Annotated in this window: 21 protein-coding genes; 6 read left to right on the forward strand and 15 right to left on the reverse strand. The window is 48.4% G+C overall.

All coding sequences use genetic code 11. The annotated features are described in order from the left end of the window. Positions 1–8: 8 nt before the first annotated feature. The 4 genes from ICL07_RS05320 to ICL07_RS05335 form a co-directional block, all read right to left on the reverse strand. Positions 9–3,446: a TonB-dependent receptor gene (locus tag ICL07_RS05320; protein WP_188086883.1), complete on the reverse strand. Its 3,438-nt coding sequence runs from the start codon at positions 3,444–3,446 to the stop codon at positions 9–11. A 222-nt stretch (positions 3,447–3,668) separates the two neighbouring features. Continuing rightward, on the reverse strand, positions 3,669–4,652 hold the full coding sequence (locus ICL07_RS05325) for a FecR family protein (protein ID WP_188086884.1): 984 nt from the start codon (positions 4,650–4,652) through the stop codon (positions 3,669–3,671). Between the two features lie 94 nt (positions 4,653–4,746). Then, a complete protein-coding gene (locus tag ICL07_RS05330; RefSeq protein WP_188086885.1) occupies positions 4,747–5,331 on the reverse strand; it encodes an RNA polymerase sigma-70 factor in 585 nt (194 codons plus the stop codon). A gap of 120 nt (positions 5,332–5,451) precedes the next feature. Then, positions 5,452–6,390 (reverse strand): polysaccharide deacetylase family protein, encoded by a 939-nt coding sequence (locus ICL07_RS05335; RefSeq protein ID WP_188086886.1) that lies wholly within the window; start codon positions 6,388–6,390, stop codon positions 5,452–5,454. A 91-nt stretch (positions 6,391–6,481) separates the two neighbouring features. Here ICL07_RS05335 and ICL07_RS05340 point away from each other — a divergent pair, with 91 nt between their 5' ends. After that, positions 6,482–7,408 carry a 1-phosphofructokinase family hexose kinase gene (locus ICL07_RS05340; protein WP_188086887.1) on the forward strand — a complete coding sequence of 309 codons (927 nt, stop codon included), beginning with the start codon at positions 6,482–6,484 and terminating at the stop codon, positions 7,406–7,408. A 29-nt stretch (positions 7,409–7,437) separates the two neighbouring features. Here ICL07_RS05340 and ICL07_RS05345 read toward each other — a convergent pair whose 3' ends face one another. From ICL07_RS05345 to ICL07_RS05355, 3 genes are all read right to left on the reverse strand, one after another. Further along, positions 7,438–7,980 carry a GNAT family N-acetyltransferase gene (locus tag ICL07_RS05345; RefSeq protein ID WP_188086888.1) on the reverse strand — a complete coding sequence of 181 codons (543 nt, stop codon included), beginning with the start codon at positions 7,978–7,980 and terminating at the stop codon, positions 7,438–7,440. A gap of 19 nt (positions 7,981–7,999) precedes the next feature. Next, positions 8,000–8,449: a carboxymuconolactone decarboxylase family protein gene (locus ICL07_RS05350; protein ID WP_188086889.1), complete on the reverse strand. Its 450-nt coding sequence runs from the start codon at positions 8,447–8,449 to the stop codon at positions 8,000–8,002. Between the two features lie 65 nt (positions 8,450–8,514). Then, positions 8,515–9,090: a Crp/Fnr family transcriptional regulator gene (locus ICL07_RS05355; RefSeq protein ID WP_188086890.1), complete on the reverse strand. Its 576-nt coding sequence runs from the start codon at positions 9,088–9,090 to the stop codon at positions 8,515–8,517. Positions 9,091–9,141: 51 nt separating this feature from the next. Here ICL07_RS05355 and ICL07_RS05360 point away from each other — a divergent pair, with 51 nt between their 5' ends. Further along, positions 9,142–10,062, forward strand: a complete 921-nt coding sequence (locus tag ICL07_RS05360) for an ADP-ribosylglycohydrolase family protein (protein WP_188086891.1) — start codon at positions 9,142–9,144, stop codon at positions 10,060–10,062. Here the strand turns inward: ICL07_RS05360 and ICL07_RS05365 are convergent. Further along, positions 10,059–10,811, reverse strand: a complete 753-nt coding sequence (locus ICL07_RS05365; RefSeq protein ID WP_188086892.1) for an SDR family NAD(P)-dependent oxidoreductase — start codon at positions 10,809–10,811, stop codon at positions 10,059–10,061. The genes ICL07_RS05360 and ICL07_RS05365 overlap by 4 nt on opposite strands. Positions 10,812–10,906: 95 nt before the next feature. Between ICL07_RS05365 and ICL07_RS05370 the strand changes: the two genes are divergently transcribed. Beyond that, complete coding sequence (locus ICL07_RS05370; RefSeq protein ID WP_188086893.1) at positions 10,907–11,272, forward strand: winged helix-turn-helix transcriptional regulator; 366 nt, start codon at positions 10,907–10,909, stop codon at positions 11,270–11,272. Here ICL07_RS05370 and ICL07_RS05375 read toward each other — a convergent pair whose 3' ends face one another. After that, positions 11,273–11,773, reverse strand: coding sequence for a DUF2004 domain-containing protein (locus tag ICL07_RS05375; RefSeq protein WP_188086894.1), 501 nt, complete (start codon positions 11,771–11,773; stop codon positions 11,273–11,275). A gap of 57 nt (positions 11,774–11,830) precedes the next feature. Continuing rightward, a complete protein-coding gene (locus ICL07_RS05380) occupies positions 11,831–12,253 on the reverse strand; it encodes a cytochrome c (protein WP_188086895.1) in 423 nt (140 codons plus the stop codon). Between the two features lie 81 nt (positions 12,254–12,334). Here ICL07_RS05380 and ICL07_RS05385 point away from each other — a divergent pair, with 81 nt between their 5' ends. Then, complete coding sequence (locus ICL07_RS05385) at positions 12,335–13,246, forward strand: serine hydrolase (protein ID WP_188086896.1); 912 nt, start codon at positions 12,335–12,337, stop codon at positions 13,244–13,246. 47 nt (positions 13,247–13,293) lie between these two features. Here the strand turns inward: ICL07_RS05385 and ICL07_RS05390 are convergent, their stop codons facing one another. Both ICL07_RS05390 and ICL07_RS05395 read right to left on the reverse strand, forming a co-directional pair. Continuing rightward, entirely contained in the window at positions 13,294–13,998 is a 705-nt protein-coding gene (locus ICL07_RS05390; protein WP_188086897.1) for a LytR/AlgR family response regulator transcription factor, read from the reverse strand. After that, a complete protein-coding gene (locus ICL07_RS05395) occupies positions 13,995–15,026 on the reverse strand; it encodes a sensor histidine kinase (RefSeq protein ID WP_188086898.1) in 1,032 nt (343 codons plus the stop codon). Before ICL07_RS05395 ends, ICL07_RS05390 begins: the two co-directional genes overlap by 4 nt. 229 nt (positions 15,027–15,255) lie before the next feature. Between ICL07_RS05395 and ICL07_RS32595 the strand changes: the two genes are divergently transcribed. Then, complete coding sequence (locus ICL07_RS32595) at positions 15,256–15,390, forward strand: hypothetical protein (protein ID WP_281389428.1); 135 nt, start codon at positions 15,256–15,258, stop codon at positions 15,388–15,390. Positions 15,391–15,561: 171 nt separating this feature from the next. Here the strand turns inward: ICL07_RS32595 and asnA are convergent, their stop codons facing one another. From asnA to ICL07_RS05410, 3 genes are all read right to left on the reverse strand, one after another. Beyond that, positions 15,562–16,545, reverse strand: a complete 984-nt coding sequence (asnA, locus tag ICL07_RS05400) for an aspartate--ammonia ligase (RefSeq protein WP_188086899.1) — start codon at positions 16,543–16,545, stop codon at positions 15,562–15,564. Between the two features lie 242 nt (positions 16,546–16,787). Continuing rightward, positions 16,788–17,078 carry a hypothetical protein gene (locus ICL07_RS05405; protein WP_188086900.1) on the reverse strand — a complete coding sequence of 97 codons (291 nt, stop codon included), beginning with the start codon at positions 17,076–17,078 and terminating at the stop codon, positions 16,788–16,790. Between the two features lie 62 nt (positions 17,079–17,140). Further along, positions 17,141–18,064, reverse strand: coding sequence for an SRPBCC domain-containing protein (locus ICL07_RS05410; protein WP_188086901.1), 924 nt, complete (start codon positions 18,062–18,064; stop codon positions 17,141–17,143). A gap of 139 nt (positions 18,065–18,203) precedes the next feature. Here ICL07_RS05410 and ICL07_RS05415 point away from each other — a divergent pair, with 139 nt between their 5' ends. After that, positions 18,204–18,809: a 5'-methylthioadenosine/S-adenosylhomocysteine nucleosidase family protein gene (locus tag ICL07_RS05415; RefSeq protein WP_188086902.1), complete on the forward strand. Its 606-nt coding sequence runs from the start codon at positions 18,204–18,206 to the stop codon at positions 18,807–18,809. The last annotated feature ends 4 nt before the right edge of the window (positions 18,810–18,813 follow it).

The raw sequence follows: 18,813 nt of genomic DNA on the forward strand, positions 1-18,813 counted from the left end.
CATTCCCTTTAGAAAATGTTATAATTCAGTCCCAGCATAAACTCGGTGCCTCTGTAATAACTGCGGCGGATATACGTATTACCGTAATATTTACCACCGGTACCGGGATTGGCATACACCTCTCTCCAGGCCGGGTTGAGGATGTTCTTCGCATATCCTTTCAGTTGCAGTCTTTTGGTGAGATACTGGCTGAACACAAAATCCAGTACCGGAGCGGGTCTGCTGTACAGGTCCGGCTCACCGGTGAGATTAATCTGGATCAGCCGCTCCCCTACTTCGTTGAACGTCAGCGTGAGGTCGGTACGGGTACGGGGATTATTGTAGTTCAGGTAAGCGTTGATGGAATAAGGGGCCTGTTCAAACAGCGGGCTGTTGGACGGAGCGCGGCGGTCTACAATCCTGGAATCGTTCAGGCGTTCGGGTGATTTTTTGATTTCACTCTGTGCCAGCAACAGGTTGGAGCCGAGGTAGAAATTTTTAAGCGGCGCCCACCAGCGTCCCAGGTGCTTCACTACTTCCAGCTCTATCCCATATACACGACCGCGGTTAGGGTCATTTTCAAAGCGGATAGCCGGGAATTCCGGGAAACGTGCGTCCAGACCGGCGGAATTCTGAGTATACACTTTTGTCAGCTGATGATCGATCTGTTTGTAAAAGGCAGAAGCTGCGATAACTTCACCAGGATGGGGGAACCATTCCCAACGGAAATCGTAGTTGGTGGTAGACTGGTTCACCAGTTTGGGATTACCCACTACCAGCGCAAACTGGAACGGATCAAATTCAAACACATTGGTGATTTCACGCAGCTCCGGCCTTGCCAGCGTGGTGCTGTACCCTAAGCGGAAATTCATGTTTTCCTGCAGGGTATAGGTCAGGTTCAGGGAGTAATAGGGCTTATAATCTGTTTTATAAACGGAATAAGGTTGGGTGAATACCAGCTTCACGGTTTGCCCATCCTTGTTCGGCGTAGTCAGCGCGGGGTCCAGGAATACGCCGGCAGTATCTACCGCTGTCCGGATATCCGTTAATTCGAAACGCGCACCGCCGGTCAACCGGAGGTTATCCAGCAGATGCAGGTCCAGCATACCATAGAAAGCGCGTGTTTCAAAAGAGCCTTTATAGTTATTGGGGGATTTCTGTGCGTTATACAGGAAACCACCCACAGCAGGCTGTCCTTCTCCGATAGGACCAGCAGGCGTTTTAATACCGATCTGATCATATCCTACCAGGTGATCGAGGTTGCCATGCACAGTATATAGCGCCTGGTTGCCGGTAGACGAGAAATTGGAGCCGGGTAATGATAACACATTCTCCATAAAACTACGATCGCGGAACAGGTAGTTCACACCGCCTTTAAACTCCTGGCGTTTACCGAACAATGGGAAAGGAAGGGTCAGGTCCGCTTTGTAGTTGTAGTTGGTTTCTTTCAGGCTACGATAGCGGCGGCCGTTAGGATCGGCCTGGATAATACCGTAAGGACCGTAACCATTCACATAACCGGATACCAGGGAATAATATACCGGCGTACCCGTATAGTCGACGGAGTTAGGCAGACTGCCCGGGACACCAATCGTTCCACCGCCGACAGGCTGATAGGCAGCCAGGTTCACGAAGCGGTAGTCAGGATCTTCCTGGCTGGAAGTGGAAGTCGCCATATTGTAACTCAACCTGGGCGCATATTCGCCGCCGGTCAGCTTATGTTCTCCCTGCAGGTTAAAGGTATTAAGGGTACGGTAGCTGCGTTTCAGTGAATACACGATGTTGCTCACGTCTCCTGCCAGACCGGTATACTCATAAGCGCCATACAGATTGGTCGCCTGTACTTCCGCTCCCCTGCTGCCCATGTACTGCATACTGATTTCATGACGGGGATTAAAGCGGTAGGTAAGTCCACCTAAAAATCCATAGTTGAGCGTGGAGGTACCGGTATTTTCCTTGTAGGAGATATACTTTCCCAGGTTGATATTATTAGGCGTAATATAGTTAGGAATGATACGGGTACTGTTCACCTGGTTGTTACCCGTCAGTACGCCCTGGTAGATGCTCCACTGCGTGAGGTCTCCGCCGTGGATATCAGTAGCACGCTGATAGTAGTTAACGCCGGCAATCACTCCCAGTTTATGTTTCTTAAACAGGTTGAAGCTATTTCCGTAGGTCACGGAATAAATCTGGTTCATTTTGGCCGGTGCATAACGGGTAGTGAGTACCGGATCAAAGCCGTGCATAATGTTGTTGATGCGATTCACTTCCTGTTTCATCTGCGGATCGTTACCACTGTTGGCGATCATGGACTGCACCTGTGAAAATCCACCGGGGTATTGATTTCCCAACGCAATAAAATCTTTTGACAGGCCGGCTTGTTTTACTTTCTGCCCGAAAAAACCTGGGTCCGCATTATTAAAACTGTTGAGGGTGCCGCCTATTCCGATGTTGGAGTTAAAGCCGGTCTGTGCAATAATACTCAGCACCGCAGTATCAGGAACAGAGCGTGTTTTCAGTTCGATGATACCGGCAGCGGCATCTGCCGGTTTATCCGGCGTGTAGGTTTTATAGATGGTAATATTGTCCAGCAGCGCTGCAGGTACCAGGTCCAGCGGAATAGCGCTGCGGTCGGGATCAGAAGAAGCGAGGCGGACGCCGTTGAGTTGTCCGATCACACTTCTGTCGCCCAGGCCACGGATCGCCACATATTTATCGTCCGTGATGGTAACCCCGGAAACACGCTGCAATGCCTGTGTAGTGGTGATACTGGCAGTCTTCTCGATATTGGCAGCCGAGATAGCATCCTGTACAATGGCCGAGGCTTTTCTTTCTGCCAGCACAGAAGCTTCGGTATTGGTTTTACGGCGGGCCTGTACCTGCACTTCATTCAACTGTGTACGGGACGCTTTCATGGCAATTTGCAATGAAGCAGTACCAGCCGCCACTTTTATTTCCTGTGGCTGATAACCGATATAGGAGACTACCAATACCGCTCCTTCATCCGGGATGCTGATACTGAACTGACCATTGCCATCTGTGATAACGCCGGTGCTATGGCCTTTAATACGGATACCTACACCGGGTAGTGGCGTACCGCTGTTTTTGTCGGTCACCACACCTTTAACCGGCGGTGGAATGGCGCTCAGGGGCACAACGGTAATTTTATTATCGCTATACACCTGCGCCACCAATCCGGCCGGGGCAAGTAATTTATCCAGGATCTCGAGCAGCGGGGCATCATCGGTATGGATAGATACCTGCCGGGCGTTGTCTACTTTAGCATCATTAAAATAGATCCGTACGCCGGATCTGGCGGATAGCTGTTCCAGTGCCGTTCGCAGCGGCATCTTCCTGAAATCGGCCGAGAGACGGATCCGTTCCACGGACTGCCCTTTTGTACTCACGCTGGCCATCAGGTTAGTTGTAACGATGGAAGCCACCATTACATAAAAGGAGATACGCATAACCCATTTAAAATAAGCACAGGGTTTCCCCAGGAAAAAATTCATACTTTTACCTTGTTAATTAGTTAATCCTTCGGGTTAGTTAATGACAGCGACGCGATGATGCGGTTTCTCAGGCCTGGTATCATCAGCATCGCACCTTAAACCGGGTACGCTTGCGTGACCGGTTTTTTCTTTTACCGTGTTATGTAAATCTTTCCGCCATCATATTGTTTTTAAGGATCAGGAAATAATGATCATACCATTTGCCTGCCGGTTGAAATGCAGGCCGTATACTTTGTTTAATATTTTCAGGATATCATCGAGTGATTGGGAATGGTCAAAGATGCCGCTGATCTCCATATTTTTCAGCTGCGCTTTTTTAAAGGAGAAAATAACGCCATAGCGGTTTTGCAGGGATATGGCCACTTCCGACAGGAAGTCTTTTTCAAAAGTAAGGCTGCCGTTCTTCCATGACATTTTTGTTTGCGCGTGCACTGCTCTTACCTGTTGTGTGCCGGCATCTTCATTGATGCGCAGTTCCTGATCGGCTGTCAGGTAAGCAATACGGCTACTGTCGGCCGATTTAAATACGGCTACCTTTCCGGAAGCCACGGTTACTTTATATATCTGCGGCGCGGCATAGGCGCGGATACTGAAGGCAGTTCCCAGTACCCTGGTGCGGTAACCACCGCTCTCAATGATAAAAGGATGTCCCGGATCGGGGTGAATATTAAAATAAGCTTCTCCCTGAAGGTATACCGTACGGTCGTCGGTAAACGCTTCCGGATAACGCAGGTGGCTGTTGGCATTGAGCCATACAACGGAACTATCTGTCAGCGTGATTTTAGTCAGTTGTCCTCCCAGCGTACGCAGGTCCAGCATACGGGCTACCGGTTTACGTGTTTTTATCACGGACTGGTACCACCACCCACCACCGGCTACCAGCGCTGCTGATATAACGGAAGCGGCAATACGCCATCGCATCATGCGGGAAATGCGGCGGGGCGCCACCTCTGCAACAAGCCCGGATACAACAGGTATTTCCAGCTGCGCCTGTACTGCTGTAAAAATACGCTGCCCCAGCTCCTGCCGGTCGCCCGTTTGCTCCGCGCCGGGCGTATGCAGCTGTTCGAACCAGTTATTTAGCCGGATGGTTTCTTCCGGCGTAGCTTTTCCGTTGAGATACTGATCTATCAGCCTGTTTAATTCATTCCTGTCCTGCATGGAAGTATTATTATCAGCGCGGTTTATACCGGCTTTCAATCATACTTACCGCAAACAGGCATTTACACCTATTCCGGTCTACGTTAAATTAATGTTACCTGCGGAGCGACAAGAGGATCAGCAAAGCGATATAATCTTTCAGGTTAACCCGCATAATACGGAGCGCTTTTACCAGGTGGTTGTTAACGGTTTTGGGAGAGATATTGAGCATTTCAGCGATCTGCTGTGTATTAAAGCCTTGTATCCGGCTCATGGTAAATACTTCCCGGCATTTATCCGGCAGTTCGGCGATACGTTGTTGAACGACAGTATTCAGCTCATTAAAGGACAGCTGTTCGGTGGTATTATGGGTGATTTCCTGTACCGGTACCTGTTGCAGGTATTTATGGTGAGATAATTGTTTCCGGTAGGTATTGAGTATTCTGTTTTGGGTAACGCCATACAGCCAGGCGCCTATAGGTTTGGCAGGGTCCAGCTCTTCCCGCTGCAGCCACAGCGCAACAAACACTTCCTGGGTAATTTCTTCCGCCAGCGCCTTTACGCCCAGCTTGTAACAGGCCAGGTCGTACTGTTTTTCCCAATAGAAATCATACAGCGCGCGGAAGGCTTTTTCATCGCCCTGCCGCAGCCTTTCTACCAGCAGCCCTTCTCCCGGAAGTTCACCCTTTTCGATTGCCATATGATACTTTTCATTCCAAAAGTAATCAGCCGCCGGTAAGATAGCATATAAAATAATTGTTAAGACATCTCCCTGCCTTCCCCGTTCATCAAAATTTCCCGGAAGAACCAGGGTGAGGGGTTATTCCCTCACCGCTGTTTTATCTTTTAAAATCATACGAGCTATTTCATCCTTGCGTTTAAACCGTACGCCATCGTGTTGTTGTATATAACGAATGATGTCGTGTGCGGCTTTCACCAGTTGCGGCGTACCGCCGATGCGGTCATGAAAACTAATGGACAGCTGCCGGCGCCGGGAGTTACTTTCTGTATACAGCTGATCAAACTCCATTTTCACCTGTGCAACAAACTGATCGGCAGAGAAATTTTTACCTTCTATCAGCAGAATATCATTGCAACGGAGGGTGTAAGGTACCACGGCAAAGTCTTTTTCATTCACCTGTATTACAAAAGGTTCATCTCTGCTGAGATCATCAATATGATAGATAAAACCCAGCTCCTGTAATATTTTCAGGGTATTCTCCCCTCTCCGCAGCCAGTTGGCGTTGTAGCCGACGGGCGTTATACCGGTCACCTGTTGAATGGCATCAGCGCCATCTTTGATGAACTTCTTTTCCTCTTCGTAGGAAAGGTTATACTGTGAACTCCAGTTCATACCATGAGCGGCAGCCTCATGGCCACGGTCAACGATCTCCTTCGCCAGCTGCGGATGCCGGAGCACAGCGGTGCCTACCATGTGCGACGTTACTTTGATACCCAGCTTATCCCAGTTGTCGAGCATCCTGGGGATACCTTCCTTGTAGCCGTACTCATACCAGGTGGTTGCCGGCAGATCACGGTATCCTTTTATCATGTTTTGCGGAAAAGGGCTTTCTGCATGATCCGGTTGCCCGCCTGCCTCAAATTGCATGGACACCGAAACCACGAGCCGGGAACCATCTGCCCAGCGGGAAGGCGTTTGCCGGTTAGTGGCTGGCTGACTGTAAAGCTTTGAAAAAGGTAAAACGCTCAAAGCGCCGGCGGCGCCGGCTTGTTTAATAAAGTTTCTGCGAGTGCTCATATAATCGGACGGTTTATCGACACAAATGTCGTCCGGGGAAATCCCATAAATTTGTACTTACGATTGAAAAATCAGTAAAAGTTGAGGATGTATGAAACGAATTGTCACGATTACATTCAACCCGGCGATTGACAAAAGCACCACTGTGCCCGCCTTGCTTCCGGATAAAAAAATAAAATGCGCCGTACCGGCTTTTCAGCCGGGAGGTGGCGGTATCAACGTTGCGCGGGCAATTGTAAAGCTGGGGGCTGCAGCCACTGCGGTATACCTGGCCGGTGGGCATACCGGGGCATTCTTTCATGATCTGCTGGAAGCAGAGCAGGTGGAATCCATCCGGATTCCTATCAAAGGTATTACCCGGGAAAACCTGATTCTGTATGACGCCTCCACCAGGGAACAATTTCTGCTTGATATGCCCGGCCCCACCGTTGCAGCGGAAGAATGGCAACATTTCCGGCAACAACTGGAAACGCTCACCCGTGATGCCGCTTTTGTGGTAGCCAGCGGCAGCCTCCCTCCCGGCATCCCGCCGGATGCATTCAGCGTTACAGGCAGCATAGCCCGGAAAAACGGGGCCGCTTTTGTGGTAGATACTTCCGGCGAACCACTAAAACTGGCCGCCCATAGTGGTGTTTACTTCATAAAACCCAACCTGGGCGAACTGGCTTCGTTAACAGGCAAAACAAAGCTGACCGGACGGGAAGTAGTTCATGCTGCGCAGGAAGTACTGCGACAGGAAGGGTGCGAATTTCTGGTTGTATCGCTCGGCGCTGCGGGAGCAATGGTGGTCACGCCAAAATATGTTCATCGGATACAGGCGCCGGTGGTAAAAAAGCTCGGCACTGTAGGCGCAGGAGATAGTATGGTAGCGGGTATCATCACTAAACTGGCAGCGGGAGAAGATATTTTACCGGCAGTCAAATACGGTGTAGCCTGTGGTACAGCTGCCACGATGAACACCGGCACTACTTTATGCAAAAAGGAAGATGCAGATTTGTTATACCGTAGCATGGAATAAATAATAAAGCGCAGTATTGCTGCGCTTTATTATTGATATTCGTTTTCCAGTATACCGTATACATACGCGTCATGCCATCCGTCTTCCAATGGCAACACCCGTCGTTTAACACCTTCCCTCGTCATGCCTGCCTTTTCCATTACTTTCCAGGAACCGGTATTATGAATGCTGCAACCACTTTCAATGCGATGCAGCTGCAGCTGCCGGAATCCAAACGACATGATCCCTTTCAGTGCTTCCGTTGCAAAACCTTTTCCCCAGCAGGAGGGCAATAGTTTGTACCATACCTCTCCCTTGCGGTATTTCTCCGGCCCGAGGTCCAGTGAAATGATACCCAGGAAGGTATTGTCCTGTTGATGAATGATGGCAGCGGTATAATCTTCCCTCCGGGGAGCGGTAACCTGTTTTGCCCATCCATGGACTAACTGTCGCGTAGCATCTTCATTTTTCGGATAGCCGCTGGGGTTATACCGGATAGTCTCCGGCAGCATATATAACCGATGTAACGCCGGCTGGTCGCTTTCCAGGAAATCGCGGAGTAATAGTCTCTCTGTCCGGATATTTAGTTGCATAGGGTAATTTATAGCTTTTTCAGCTATTTACCAGCGGCACTTCCATGCGGGTGCTCACCCCTATTCTTGTTAAAGCATTCATGGAGATGATAGCCAGGATCAGGTGGGAAATATAGGTCTCATCAAAATGCAGCAACGCCTGTTGATACGTTTCTTCACTCAGGCCGTGTTGATGAATCAGTGTTATTTCTTCCGTCATCAGCAGTATCACTTTTTCCTGTTCCGTAAAAAGTCCCGCTTCCCGCCAGCCGCTGAGGGAAAACAAACGCTGGACATTCTCGCCGTTTTGCAGGGCATGGCGGCTGTGCATATCCATACAGTAAGCGCAACCGTTGATCTGGGCGGTACGGATATCGATCAGGTCTTTGTGCGCAGCTTTCAGCGGACTGTTGGATAAATACGTATCCATACCCAGCAGTGTTTTGTAACCTTCGGGTATTAGTTTTTTCATATTGAGACGTTGACTCATGGCTGTTATCTTTTTTGTTACAGCACAAAACTACACCGCCTTGTTTTCCTAAAAATTAAACTGGCTTAAGAAATACGCCTGGCCCTGAGTTCACTGAGGTATTCGGGGGTAAGGCCCAGGTAAGAGGCCAGCAGATGTTGCGGTACGCGTTGTACAAATTCGGGGAACTGGCGGCTGAAATGGAGGTACAGCTCCTCCTTGGAAAAATCCCACTGGTAGCGGATACGATATTGGGTGGCGGCATGCGCCCGCTGGTGTACCAGCCGGAGATACCGTTCCATTTTCGGGTGAGCGGCGAGCATCGCTTCCTTATCTTCCCCACTGATAGCCAGTATTTCTGACTTTTCCACGGCCTGTATATAAAACTCAGACGGGGTTTGAAACAGCAACGAAGTATAGTCCGATATCCACCAGTTTTCGATGGCAAACTGGGTGGTACGTTCCACGCCTCTGTCATCAATAAAAAAAAGCCGCAGGCATCCTTTCAGCACAAAATAGTCCTGTTTACAAACAGCGCCTTCCTGTAACAGGTTGGCCTTTCTAGCCGGTGCGAGCGTTTTGAAAAAAGAGAGGATAGCAGTCAGTTCATCATCACTGATAGTTATAAACTTACGGACGTGTTGTTGAAAGGTGGTGGACATGGTATACCAAAAGTACCGCAAAAATCGACAAAAGCCTTATCTTCCGTAACGATGAAAACAACACCTATGAAGCTGGCCCAGCGTTCCCTGTGGGGCTTATCTATCGGAGATGCCTTCGGTGAAACATTTTTTGGTAAAGAAGCCGCAGTGCTGGAACGCATTGCTAACCGGGCCCTACAACCGGGAGAATGGTTATTTACGGACGATACCGTACAAGGAATAGGCGTCGTAAATACCCTGCATGCCTGTGGTCATATCGACCAGGACTACCTGGCGCAGGAGCTGGCATGCAACTATCAGCTGGATGACTACCGCGGATATGGTGGCACCGCACATTCCATCATGAAAAGTATTGCCGCCGGAGAACCGTGGCAGACAGTCAGCAAAGCAGTATTTGACGGAATGGGATCGGCAGGCAATGGAGCAGCAATGCGTTCAGGGCCTATTGGCGCCTGGTTTGCCGGTCAACCGGCGATGACGGTAAGGCAGGCACAACTGGCGGCCGAAGTAACCCATGCGCACCAGGAAGCTATTGCCGGCGCCATCGCTGTTGCGCTGGCAGCCTGTATCTGTGCTGAAGCCCGGGTAAACGCAACTGCATTGTCAGCTACCACTTTCTTTGATTTTGTATATCATCACCTTCCCGAAAGTGATCTCAAATATAAAATCAGAAAAGCAGCCACTTTACCTGTGAGCTATGATATACGGACCGTTGTATCCATACTCGGCAACGGTACCTTACTAACCGCCGCCGACACGGTACCTTTTGCGTTATGGTGTGCGGCCCATCATCTCTCCGATTATGAACATGCCCTGTGGACAGCTATCAGCGGCCTGGGGGACCGCGATACCATTGCCGCTATTGTTGGCAGCATCGTAGTGCTGTATGCGGATGATAACACAGTCCCTGAGGAGTGGATAACTCATACCGAAAAAACGGAAACGTCCGTATTCTATAAAAGTACCCCCTAAAACGCCGCGTAACGCAGTCCTCCGTCTACCGTCACCATGGTACCGGTTACATATTTAGCCCGGGGTGATACCAGGAAAGTTACCATATCGGCAATATCCTGGACTTCTCCAAAATCACCCAGCGGAATTTCACGGGTAGCAAATTTTTCTCTTTCTTCACCCGGGAAAAGCGGGCGGATATTTTCCGTGTCAATCAGTCCCGGTTGCAGGTTATTAACGCGGATACCGTATTTCCCCAATTCCCCGGCCAGCTGTTTAGACCATACCACCATCGCGGCTTTAGCCACAGAGGAAGCATTAATGGTACGTAACTCAAACGTGCTGGCCACATTCAGAATCACCCCTTCCCGGCGTGCTGTCATTTGTGGCAGCAGCAGCTGTGTGAGCTGACGCACGCGGTCGAAATGCAGCAAAAATGAAGCGGTCCAGTCTTCATCCGCTCCGATCACCGGCAATGCAACGCTTCTACCGGCATTATTGATAAGAATATCAACCTGTGCCAATCCGGCTATAGCCGCTTCGGCTATCTTCTGCGGTGCATCTGCCGTCATAAAATCCTGCGCCAGTATTACCGGTTCCACGCCGCCCGCTGCCAGTACCTCTTCCCGGAGGCTGGCCAGTAATGATTCATTTCTTCCGGTCGCCAATACCTTAACGCCTTCCAACGCCAACTCTTTGGTAATAGCTCTTCCCATACCCTGACTGGCGCCTGTTACCACGGCTGTTTTTCCTTTTAAACAGAGATCCATAACTGTTGTTTTAAATTTCTTTGTAAAAGTAGAATGGAGCCGTTAATTTTATATCATGTACAATCAATTGTGTGGTACATACAAACATGTAAGTAATGGCAACACGGAAGCTGAATTCTACCTATAGCCGCAATGAACAATGCATGATCGGCTGCGATCTTACCTTCGCTATTTCCATGCTGGGCGGCAGATGGAAACTCCTGATACTCGACAAGCTCGCCCAACGCAAAATGCGTTTCAGCGAGCTGAAGAAAGAATTTTCGTATATCACTGAACGTATGCTTACGTTACAGCTGAAAGCTATGGAACAGGACGGTCTGATAACCAGGACCGTTTACGCGGAAGTACCACCACGCGTGGAATACGAGCTAACCGATATGGCAAGGGAACTGGAGCCTATTTTGAATCAGCTGAGCAGCTGGGGCAACAGACAACGGCGATTGACCCGGCAACAGGTGTAGTTAACTTTCTGTAGTGATATAATCTATTCCCCGCTGATCATTCCATTGCACCACTATCAGCAGGTCCTGGAACTCGTCGTCAATTTTAATACCGTAGTCAAAAGTAGCAAATTGAGGGGCTCCGTATGCTCCATCCGGATAAAACCCTACACGTTTCAATTGAATCCTGGATAATAGCGCGGCAGCTTTCTCTTCGTCGCTTCCTGCCTCTCCGACCAGCCCGGCAAGTTCTTCCGCTGTCAATTCTTCCATCCAAAAACGGGTGTACTCATAAGTGGAACTGTCTGCTATCTGGTAATCTTCCTGAATAGCCGTTAAACATTGCTGCTCTAATGCATCCAAATCCTGCAGATACTGCTTGATAAGTTCCGCGCGCTCAGCATCGATCGAAGTTTTATCAAAGTTTATATCAAGTGATACACCGGTGTCTGTATCAGCGTCATAACGCTCTTCCAGCTGTTGCAGGTTAATTTCTCCGAAGTAAGGTAATGAAAATTGCATGTGTGTTTTTTAAAAGGGTGAACAAACGTTCTATTCAACCACTAATGTAAATCTTTTTTATTTTCTATTCGTTGCCACCCGTATATATACAATAAGGCTTCTTATTTCCGTTAAAGTCATGCTATCTCTGAAATGATGATTGTAATTAAGTCCCCAATACTGTCCTATTTCGATAGCATAGGTATCCCCTGCCTTTTTCAGCGCTTTGCTGTCCTGCACATAACGGATAAAATACAGAGTAGATGGAGCGGGCATCCTGTCAAACAAGTGGGAAAACATATAATTATCAGCCATCTTTTTCTCCGGTGGCGTGTGACAGGAAGAACAATAGCGGCGAAATAAACCTCTACCCTGCTGATACCCTGCTGCCAGTTTGATAACAATACTATCTGCCTTTACCGGTACTGGTGAAGCCTGACGACAAGATATACACCCTATCAGGCTCATCAGAGTGAACACAAAAAGAATATATAGACGCATAGGGCATTGGATGATGCACTAAGGTACTTTTATTCCTCCGCTTTTCTTTATATCTTTTCCGGGAACATTTTATCTTTTCCTATGCGCAGATTCACTATCCTGGCATTACTACTTTGCCCGGTCATGGCTTTTTCCCAACTGAAGAAAAAACCGGATGCCCGGCTGCAACAAGGTTTGCAGCAGATTGTCGACAAATTCAAAGGTACCGCAGGCATATATGTACAGCAGCTGGAGACCGGTGAATGGGCTGCAATCAACGCTGATACACTTTTCCCCACCGCCAGTATTGTAAAGATCCCCTTGCTGGTAGGTCTGTTTGACAAATTGGACAAAGGCGAACTGGGCTATCATCAAACATTGTATTACCGCGATTCCGCCAAAACAGGCGGGTCGGGACTGATGCAGTTCTTCAAAGACAGCTCCGAAACGGAAGTCAGCATCCTGGCAGCGCTCATGATGGCTTACAGCGATAACACTACTTCCCTCTGGAATCAGCAGCTGGCAGGCGGTGGCGCCGCTGTCAATACCCTGATGGAAAAATATGGTTTAAAGGATACCCGCGTAAACTCCCGTACACCCGGACGGGAAGAAAACCGGAAAATATATGGCTGGGGACAAACCACTCCCCGCGAAATGGCTACGCTGGTAGCAAAAATTTTCCGGGGAGAAGTGATCAGCCGTCAGTCCAGTGAACGGATGTACCGGCTGATGACCAAAGGCTATTACGATGAACAGGCGCTTACCCAGATACCGCCCTATGTGCAAGCCGCCGCCAAAACCGGCTCTGTCAACGAATCCCGCTCGGAGGTAGTGCTGGTCAACGCACCTCATGGTAACTATGTATTTTATATCGGCACTAAAAATATCCAGGACCAGCGCTGGGCGGCTGATAATGAAGCGGTGGAAATGATCCGCAGCATCTCCGCTTTCCTGTGGAAACATTTTGAGCCGCATAGCAAGTGGACCCCTGTTTTCCGGAAAGAGAAATATTAACAGGAAAGCCCCGGCATCTCGCCCGGGGCTTTCCTGTTTAAAGAGATTTATCTTTTAATCAGATGTTTATCGATCAACTGCATCAGTTCATCTTTATAAATTTTACTGACAGGAATCTTATGTGCACCTATGGTGATTTCATTGCCGGAAAGGGACTGTATTTTATTCACTGCTACAATAAATGATTTCTGTATGCGTAAAAACTTTCCCGGTGGCAGCTGTTCTTCTACAGACTTCAGGGTAGTCAGTGTCAGGAACTTGCCCTGCCGGGTGTAGATAGTTACATAGTTTTGCGAACCTTCTATATAGAGAATATCATCATAATTTATTTTCTCATAACTGTTATTGCTTTTGATGAAGAAAAAATCCACTTCCGGCGTAGCCGCCTGTTTAACGCTAAATACCTCCCGCGCGCGGTTCACTGACCGCAGAAAACGTTCCGGTGTGATGGGTTTCACCAGGTAATCCAGCACATTCAGTTCAAAACCTTCCAGTGCAAAATGGGGATAAGCGGTGGTGATGATTACCAGTGGCGGAGCGGTAAGTCCCTTCAGGAAATCAATCCCGCGTACCCGCGGCATTTCAATATCCAGGAACATCAGGTCCACTTTTTCTTTTCCCAATACCTGACTGGCTTCCATGGCATTGCCACAAACCGTTACGAGGTCCAGGAAACCCGTTTCCCGGAGCAGCAGTTCCAACCCTTCTCTGGCTAAAGGCTCATCGTCAACAATAATACATTGCAGGTTCATATATTTTTTATCGTCAGTATTATTTTATAAATAGTATCCCCCGGAATGATCTCTAAATGATAATGGCCCTTATAAATCAGCTCCAGCCGCCGCTTTACATTTTCCAAACCGATGCCACCGGCGCCATTGGCAAGCGGACGGTTGAGCACCGGCTCTACGCTGTTCTCCACCGTCAGCAGGAAAGTACCGTCCTGATGATCCAGGTGTATCCGGATATGGTTCGTTTGCTGCGTATAGGTAGATACGTACTTAAAGGCATTTTCCACAAAAGGAATCACCAGCAATGGCGCTATCGCAAAATGCCGGACGTTTTCACCGACCCGGTAGTCCAGCTGCAAGGCGTTGCCTTTACGAATTTTCTCCAGCTGCACATAGTTATTGAGATACGCCACTTCCCGGTCCACAGGAATAGTTTCGGTATTGCATTCGTATAGCTGGTACCGTAGCATGTCTGCGAAAGTAGCCAGCGTACTGGCAGCCATTTCCTGGTCCTTGCGGATCAATACATAAATGCTGTTGATCGCGTTGAAAAGGAAATGCGGATTCATTTGCGATTTCAGGAAACGTAATTCGTTTTCCGCCCGCGCCTTTTCTGCTTCCCGGTGATGACGGTCCGCTTCCAGCTTATCTTTTACGGCCTTCGCCGCTATAAAGAAAAAACAAACATAAAAATTGGTGATGGCAATAAAGAAGGAGAAATAAAGCACACTACCCAGTTTCACATGGGGATGATCTCCCTGTATGAGGGTAGTCATCAACCAGGATATCAGCAGGGAGATAACTATCAACAGTGCCACGGAGCTAAGTCCGAACGTCCAGTAACGTTTGCTGTAAAAGAAACGGGGCATCAGCCAATATAAAATAGTATATACCAGTATCCCCTGACCAATCAGCCAAAACCCGTTGTTACGCAGGGATTCCCATACGCCAACATGATAGCTGTTCATCGTGGCATAGGTCCATATTATCAGACTAACTACCCAAAAGAGAATATGTACTCCTTTATATTTGGTGAAAAACGATCGCATAAGGCAACAAGGTAACAAGGCTTCTTTAAGTTAACAATACTTATTGACGAAAACAGGCTGACAGAGGATCAAATGCGGTTCCGGTCCGTTACCGGTCGACAGCAGGCGCCTTCTGTCCGGAAACCGTTATTTCGTCCTTTGGAACCGGCTTCTTGTCAAATTGATTTTTATACTGAAGACAGAATATTTCTCTTTGTACCGGCATTCAACCACCTAAATCAACTACAATATGTTACCGTTCTTTAAATACGTCCCCGTGCGCATCCTGGTGCTGGTCTGCGTTTATATCGCCTTCAATACGCCGGAAAGCCATGCACAGCATTATTCCTTTGCCGTTAAAAAAGAAGGAAAGGCCTCCCGGTGAATACCCGCCAGCCAGCGGATGATACTGTGTGGCATGTACCACAAACCGGCCTGGTTCTTAAACGAAGCAGATAATTTCCTGCGTTGGTTGAATTAAAAAACGACAGCCGTCTCTCTAACGGAGACGGCTGTCTGTTTTCTAATATCCTGGTTGATGGATGGCAGGAAGTAATTATAATTGGCTTTCCGGCCAGATGCCGGATTGCACATCAGATATATGTTTACGTTGTAAAAGGAACATGCAGAGGCGTGACTGGCCAATGCCGCCACCTATACTCAACGGGTATACGCCGTTCAGTACATTGCTGTGAAACAGCAATTCACTTCTTTGCCGGCAGTCTTTCAGCGCCAGTTGTTCCCGCAGTGAAGATGCATCTACACGAATGCCCATGGAAGACAGTTCCAGCGCACTGTTCATAGCCGGGTTCCAGAGAATCAGGTCACCATTCAAACCAAAGAAACCTTCTTCGTTGGCCGTAGACCAGTCGTCATAGTCCGGGGCACGGTCATCATGTACCGCCTGATCAGACAGGGGGCCACCGATACCCATGATAAACACAGCGCCATATTCTTTGGCGATACGGTTTTCCCTTTCTTTGGGCGTAAGGCCGGGGTAACGTTTCAACAATGATTCACTATCAATAAAATACACGGAAGAAGGTAAGTCCAGGGTACGTTCATGTGCTTCTTCCAGCATAGCATTGGTATCCAGGATAGCCTGGTAGATTTGTTCTACCGTGTCTTTCAGGTAGCTGATGCGGCGGTGTTCTGCCAGGATACGTTTTTCCCAGTCCCATTGGTCAACGTAGAAGCTGTGAATCGGCGACACCACTTCATCCGGACGGATAGCCCGCATGTCGGTGACGATGCCTTGTTCCGGCTCCAGGCCCAATTCAAAAAGGCGGGCGCGTTTCCATTTCGCCAGTGACTGAACAATTTCCACCGGATAGGGGACATTTTTCAGGTTGAATTTTACTGGTTTTTCAACGCCGTTCAGGTCGTCATTAAATCCGGTACCGGATTGAACGAACAAAGGGGCTGACACCTTGGTCAGCGATAACCGTCGGCCTAATTGTGCCGGGAAAAAATCCTTGATGAGGGATATTCCCTTCTCCAAATGGAGGATATCGTTTGTTTTTGCAGTTACAGTGATCATCTTGTTAGTTAGTATAAGATTGCTTTGGATATATTTCAACATTTAATGCAAAACTATAAATATTCGCTAACAAAACATCGCACTTAGAAATATTTTTTCAATAAAATATGGATATAGTTAATGAAAAACCATAAAAACTATGCAGATTTTGCAATTTTACTATACAGATCTTGTTAATATTATTTAATATTATTATTATCAATCAGATAAATAATTAAAAATAATATAATATTTAAGATTTACTACATATTCGCCTCCAGCCACTTCTTCAGCGTTTCCCGTTCCCCTTCGGTCAGTTTTACATCGTTACCCAGGGGCATACGGCCTTTTACAAACACCTGTTTATAGATGTCTTTTGCATTCCGGTCCATATTCCTTTCTTTAAAAATGCGGAAAGGATTATTACGGACATGGCAGCTATTACATTTGGTTTGCAGCACCAGCAGGGCTTTTTCTTTATCGTCTTCGGGGGTGGTGGCGATAGCGGCATGGGTGGCGCTTAACAGCGTAAGGAGCAGGATCAGGTGTTTCATCTTCTTTTTTCTCCAAAATTACCTGCCCTTAGCGCCGGAAAATAGAACAAAACCGACAGGGGTTAAGCAGTCTGTTCACACAGCTTTTTAATCAGTCCCAACGCAATAGTCCAGTAAAATTTGATATGTTGATGAGTGGCGTATTTACCGGTATTCGTCTGGGTGAAGTCCAGAACAGTAGCAGCCCCGGTGCCGGTCAGCCGGAAGGTGATCACACCGTATTCCCCTGGTTCATCCGGCCGTTCGGACAAAGTACTCCAATGGGTATAAGCCAGCACCTGCTCCGGCTCCAGTGTTACGATTATTCCTTTGTGTTCATAGGGAAGACCATGCAAGTCGCCCCGGAATACCAACGGACTACCTGTTTTCCAATCGGAATAAACCTGTACGGGCGTATCCATCATCCATAAGCTAATCTTATCCGGCTGCGTAAGCATCTCCCATACTTTTCCGGCCGATGCCTGTATCTGTACCGATAAATGCACCGTGTTGCCGGCAAACAGGGCAGCATCGATCCTTTTTTTCTGGCGCAGGTGGTGTTGCAGATGCACTTCCGCAAAACGCAGCCACTCCGCCGCCGTAAAATACCCAAAACCGGGATGCTGTGTTTTACCCCTCGCGTCGTTCAACTGCATCGCCATTACCTGGTCCCGTATAGATAACAACCCTTCCTTTAAGACATCCAGGCTTTCCGGTTGCGGAATCACCGTATTGGTGGCCGGGCCAGCAATCTGAATATCCGGGAAGCCGTTGGCCAGTATCTGCCGGCCTTCCTCCGTCATCTCCTGGTCGTGATGGTCATCGCCCGACAGGGCCATAGCGACTTGTTCCAGGTACCAGCCGGTATCATCGATAATATGCACATATACCTGGCCCAGGGACCAGGCCGCAGCCGATGTTGGCCTGCACATCATCTCCAAAGAATAATCATCCAGGAACGCCACCCATTGGTCCAGGGCATGCGTTAATTGTTGTTGCGGGTTCATATAACTTCCAAAGTAGGAAATGTAAGGCAATAAACCGGTATCCCACAGGTTACCACCCCTCAAAACGCCGCTCCGGTAGCAAAGTTTACCGTAACTTTGCGGCGATTAAACATTACTAACCCAACCGTAGTATACACGTATGATTCAAGGACCACCAGCGCCAACACAGCATATCACCCAACTGTTGAACCAGCGGCCTCTTTTTGTTTTTGCACTCAGTTCAGAAGCAGCGGAGGAATTTAATCATGATAATATCCTGATCGCCGGAATCGGGAAGGTGAATGCCACTTTTAACCTGACTAAAAGACTACAGGAAGAAAGACCCGGCCTGATCGTCAACCTGGGTTCCGCCGGCAGTAACACCTTTAAACGCGGTGAAATCGTTTGCTGCACCCGGTTTATTCAACGGGACATGGATGTTACCGGCCTGGGCTATCGCAAATATGAAACGCCTTTCTCCAACCTGGAACCAGTGCTGGAGTACGGCCTTTCGTTAGATGGCCTCCAGCAGGGGATCTGCGGTACCGGCGACAATTTTGAAACCGGCCATGTAACGGCCGATTACAATGTCATCGACATGGAAGCCTATTCCCTGGCGATGGTGGCGATGAAAGAGAATATACCTTTTTTGTGCCTGAAATATATCACGGATGGCGCCGATGGCGCCGCAGCAGAAGAATGGCTTGTACAGGTTCACAACACTGCCGTCGCTTTCCGAAAAATTATTTCCGGCCTGCAATCATAAAAAA

The organism is Chitinophaga qingshengii (genome assembly GCF_014529935.1).
In the GTDB taxonomy this organism is placed as follows: Bacteria; Bacteroidota; Bacteroidia; order Chitinophagales; family Chitinophagaceae; genus Chitinophaga; species Chitinophaga qingshengii.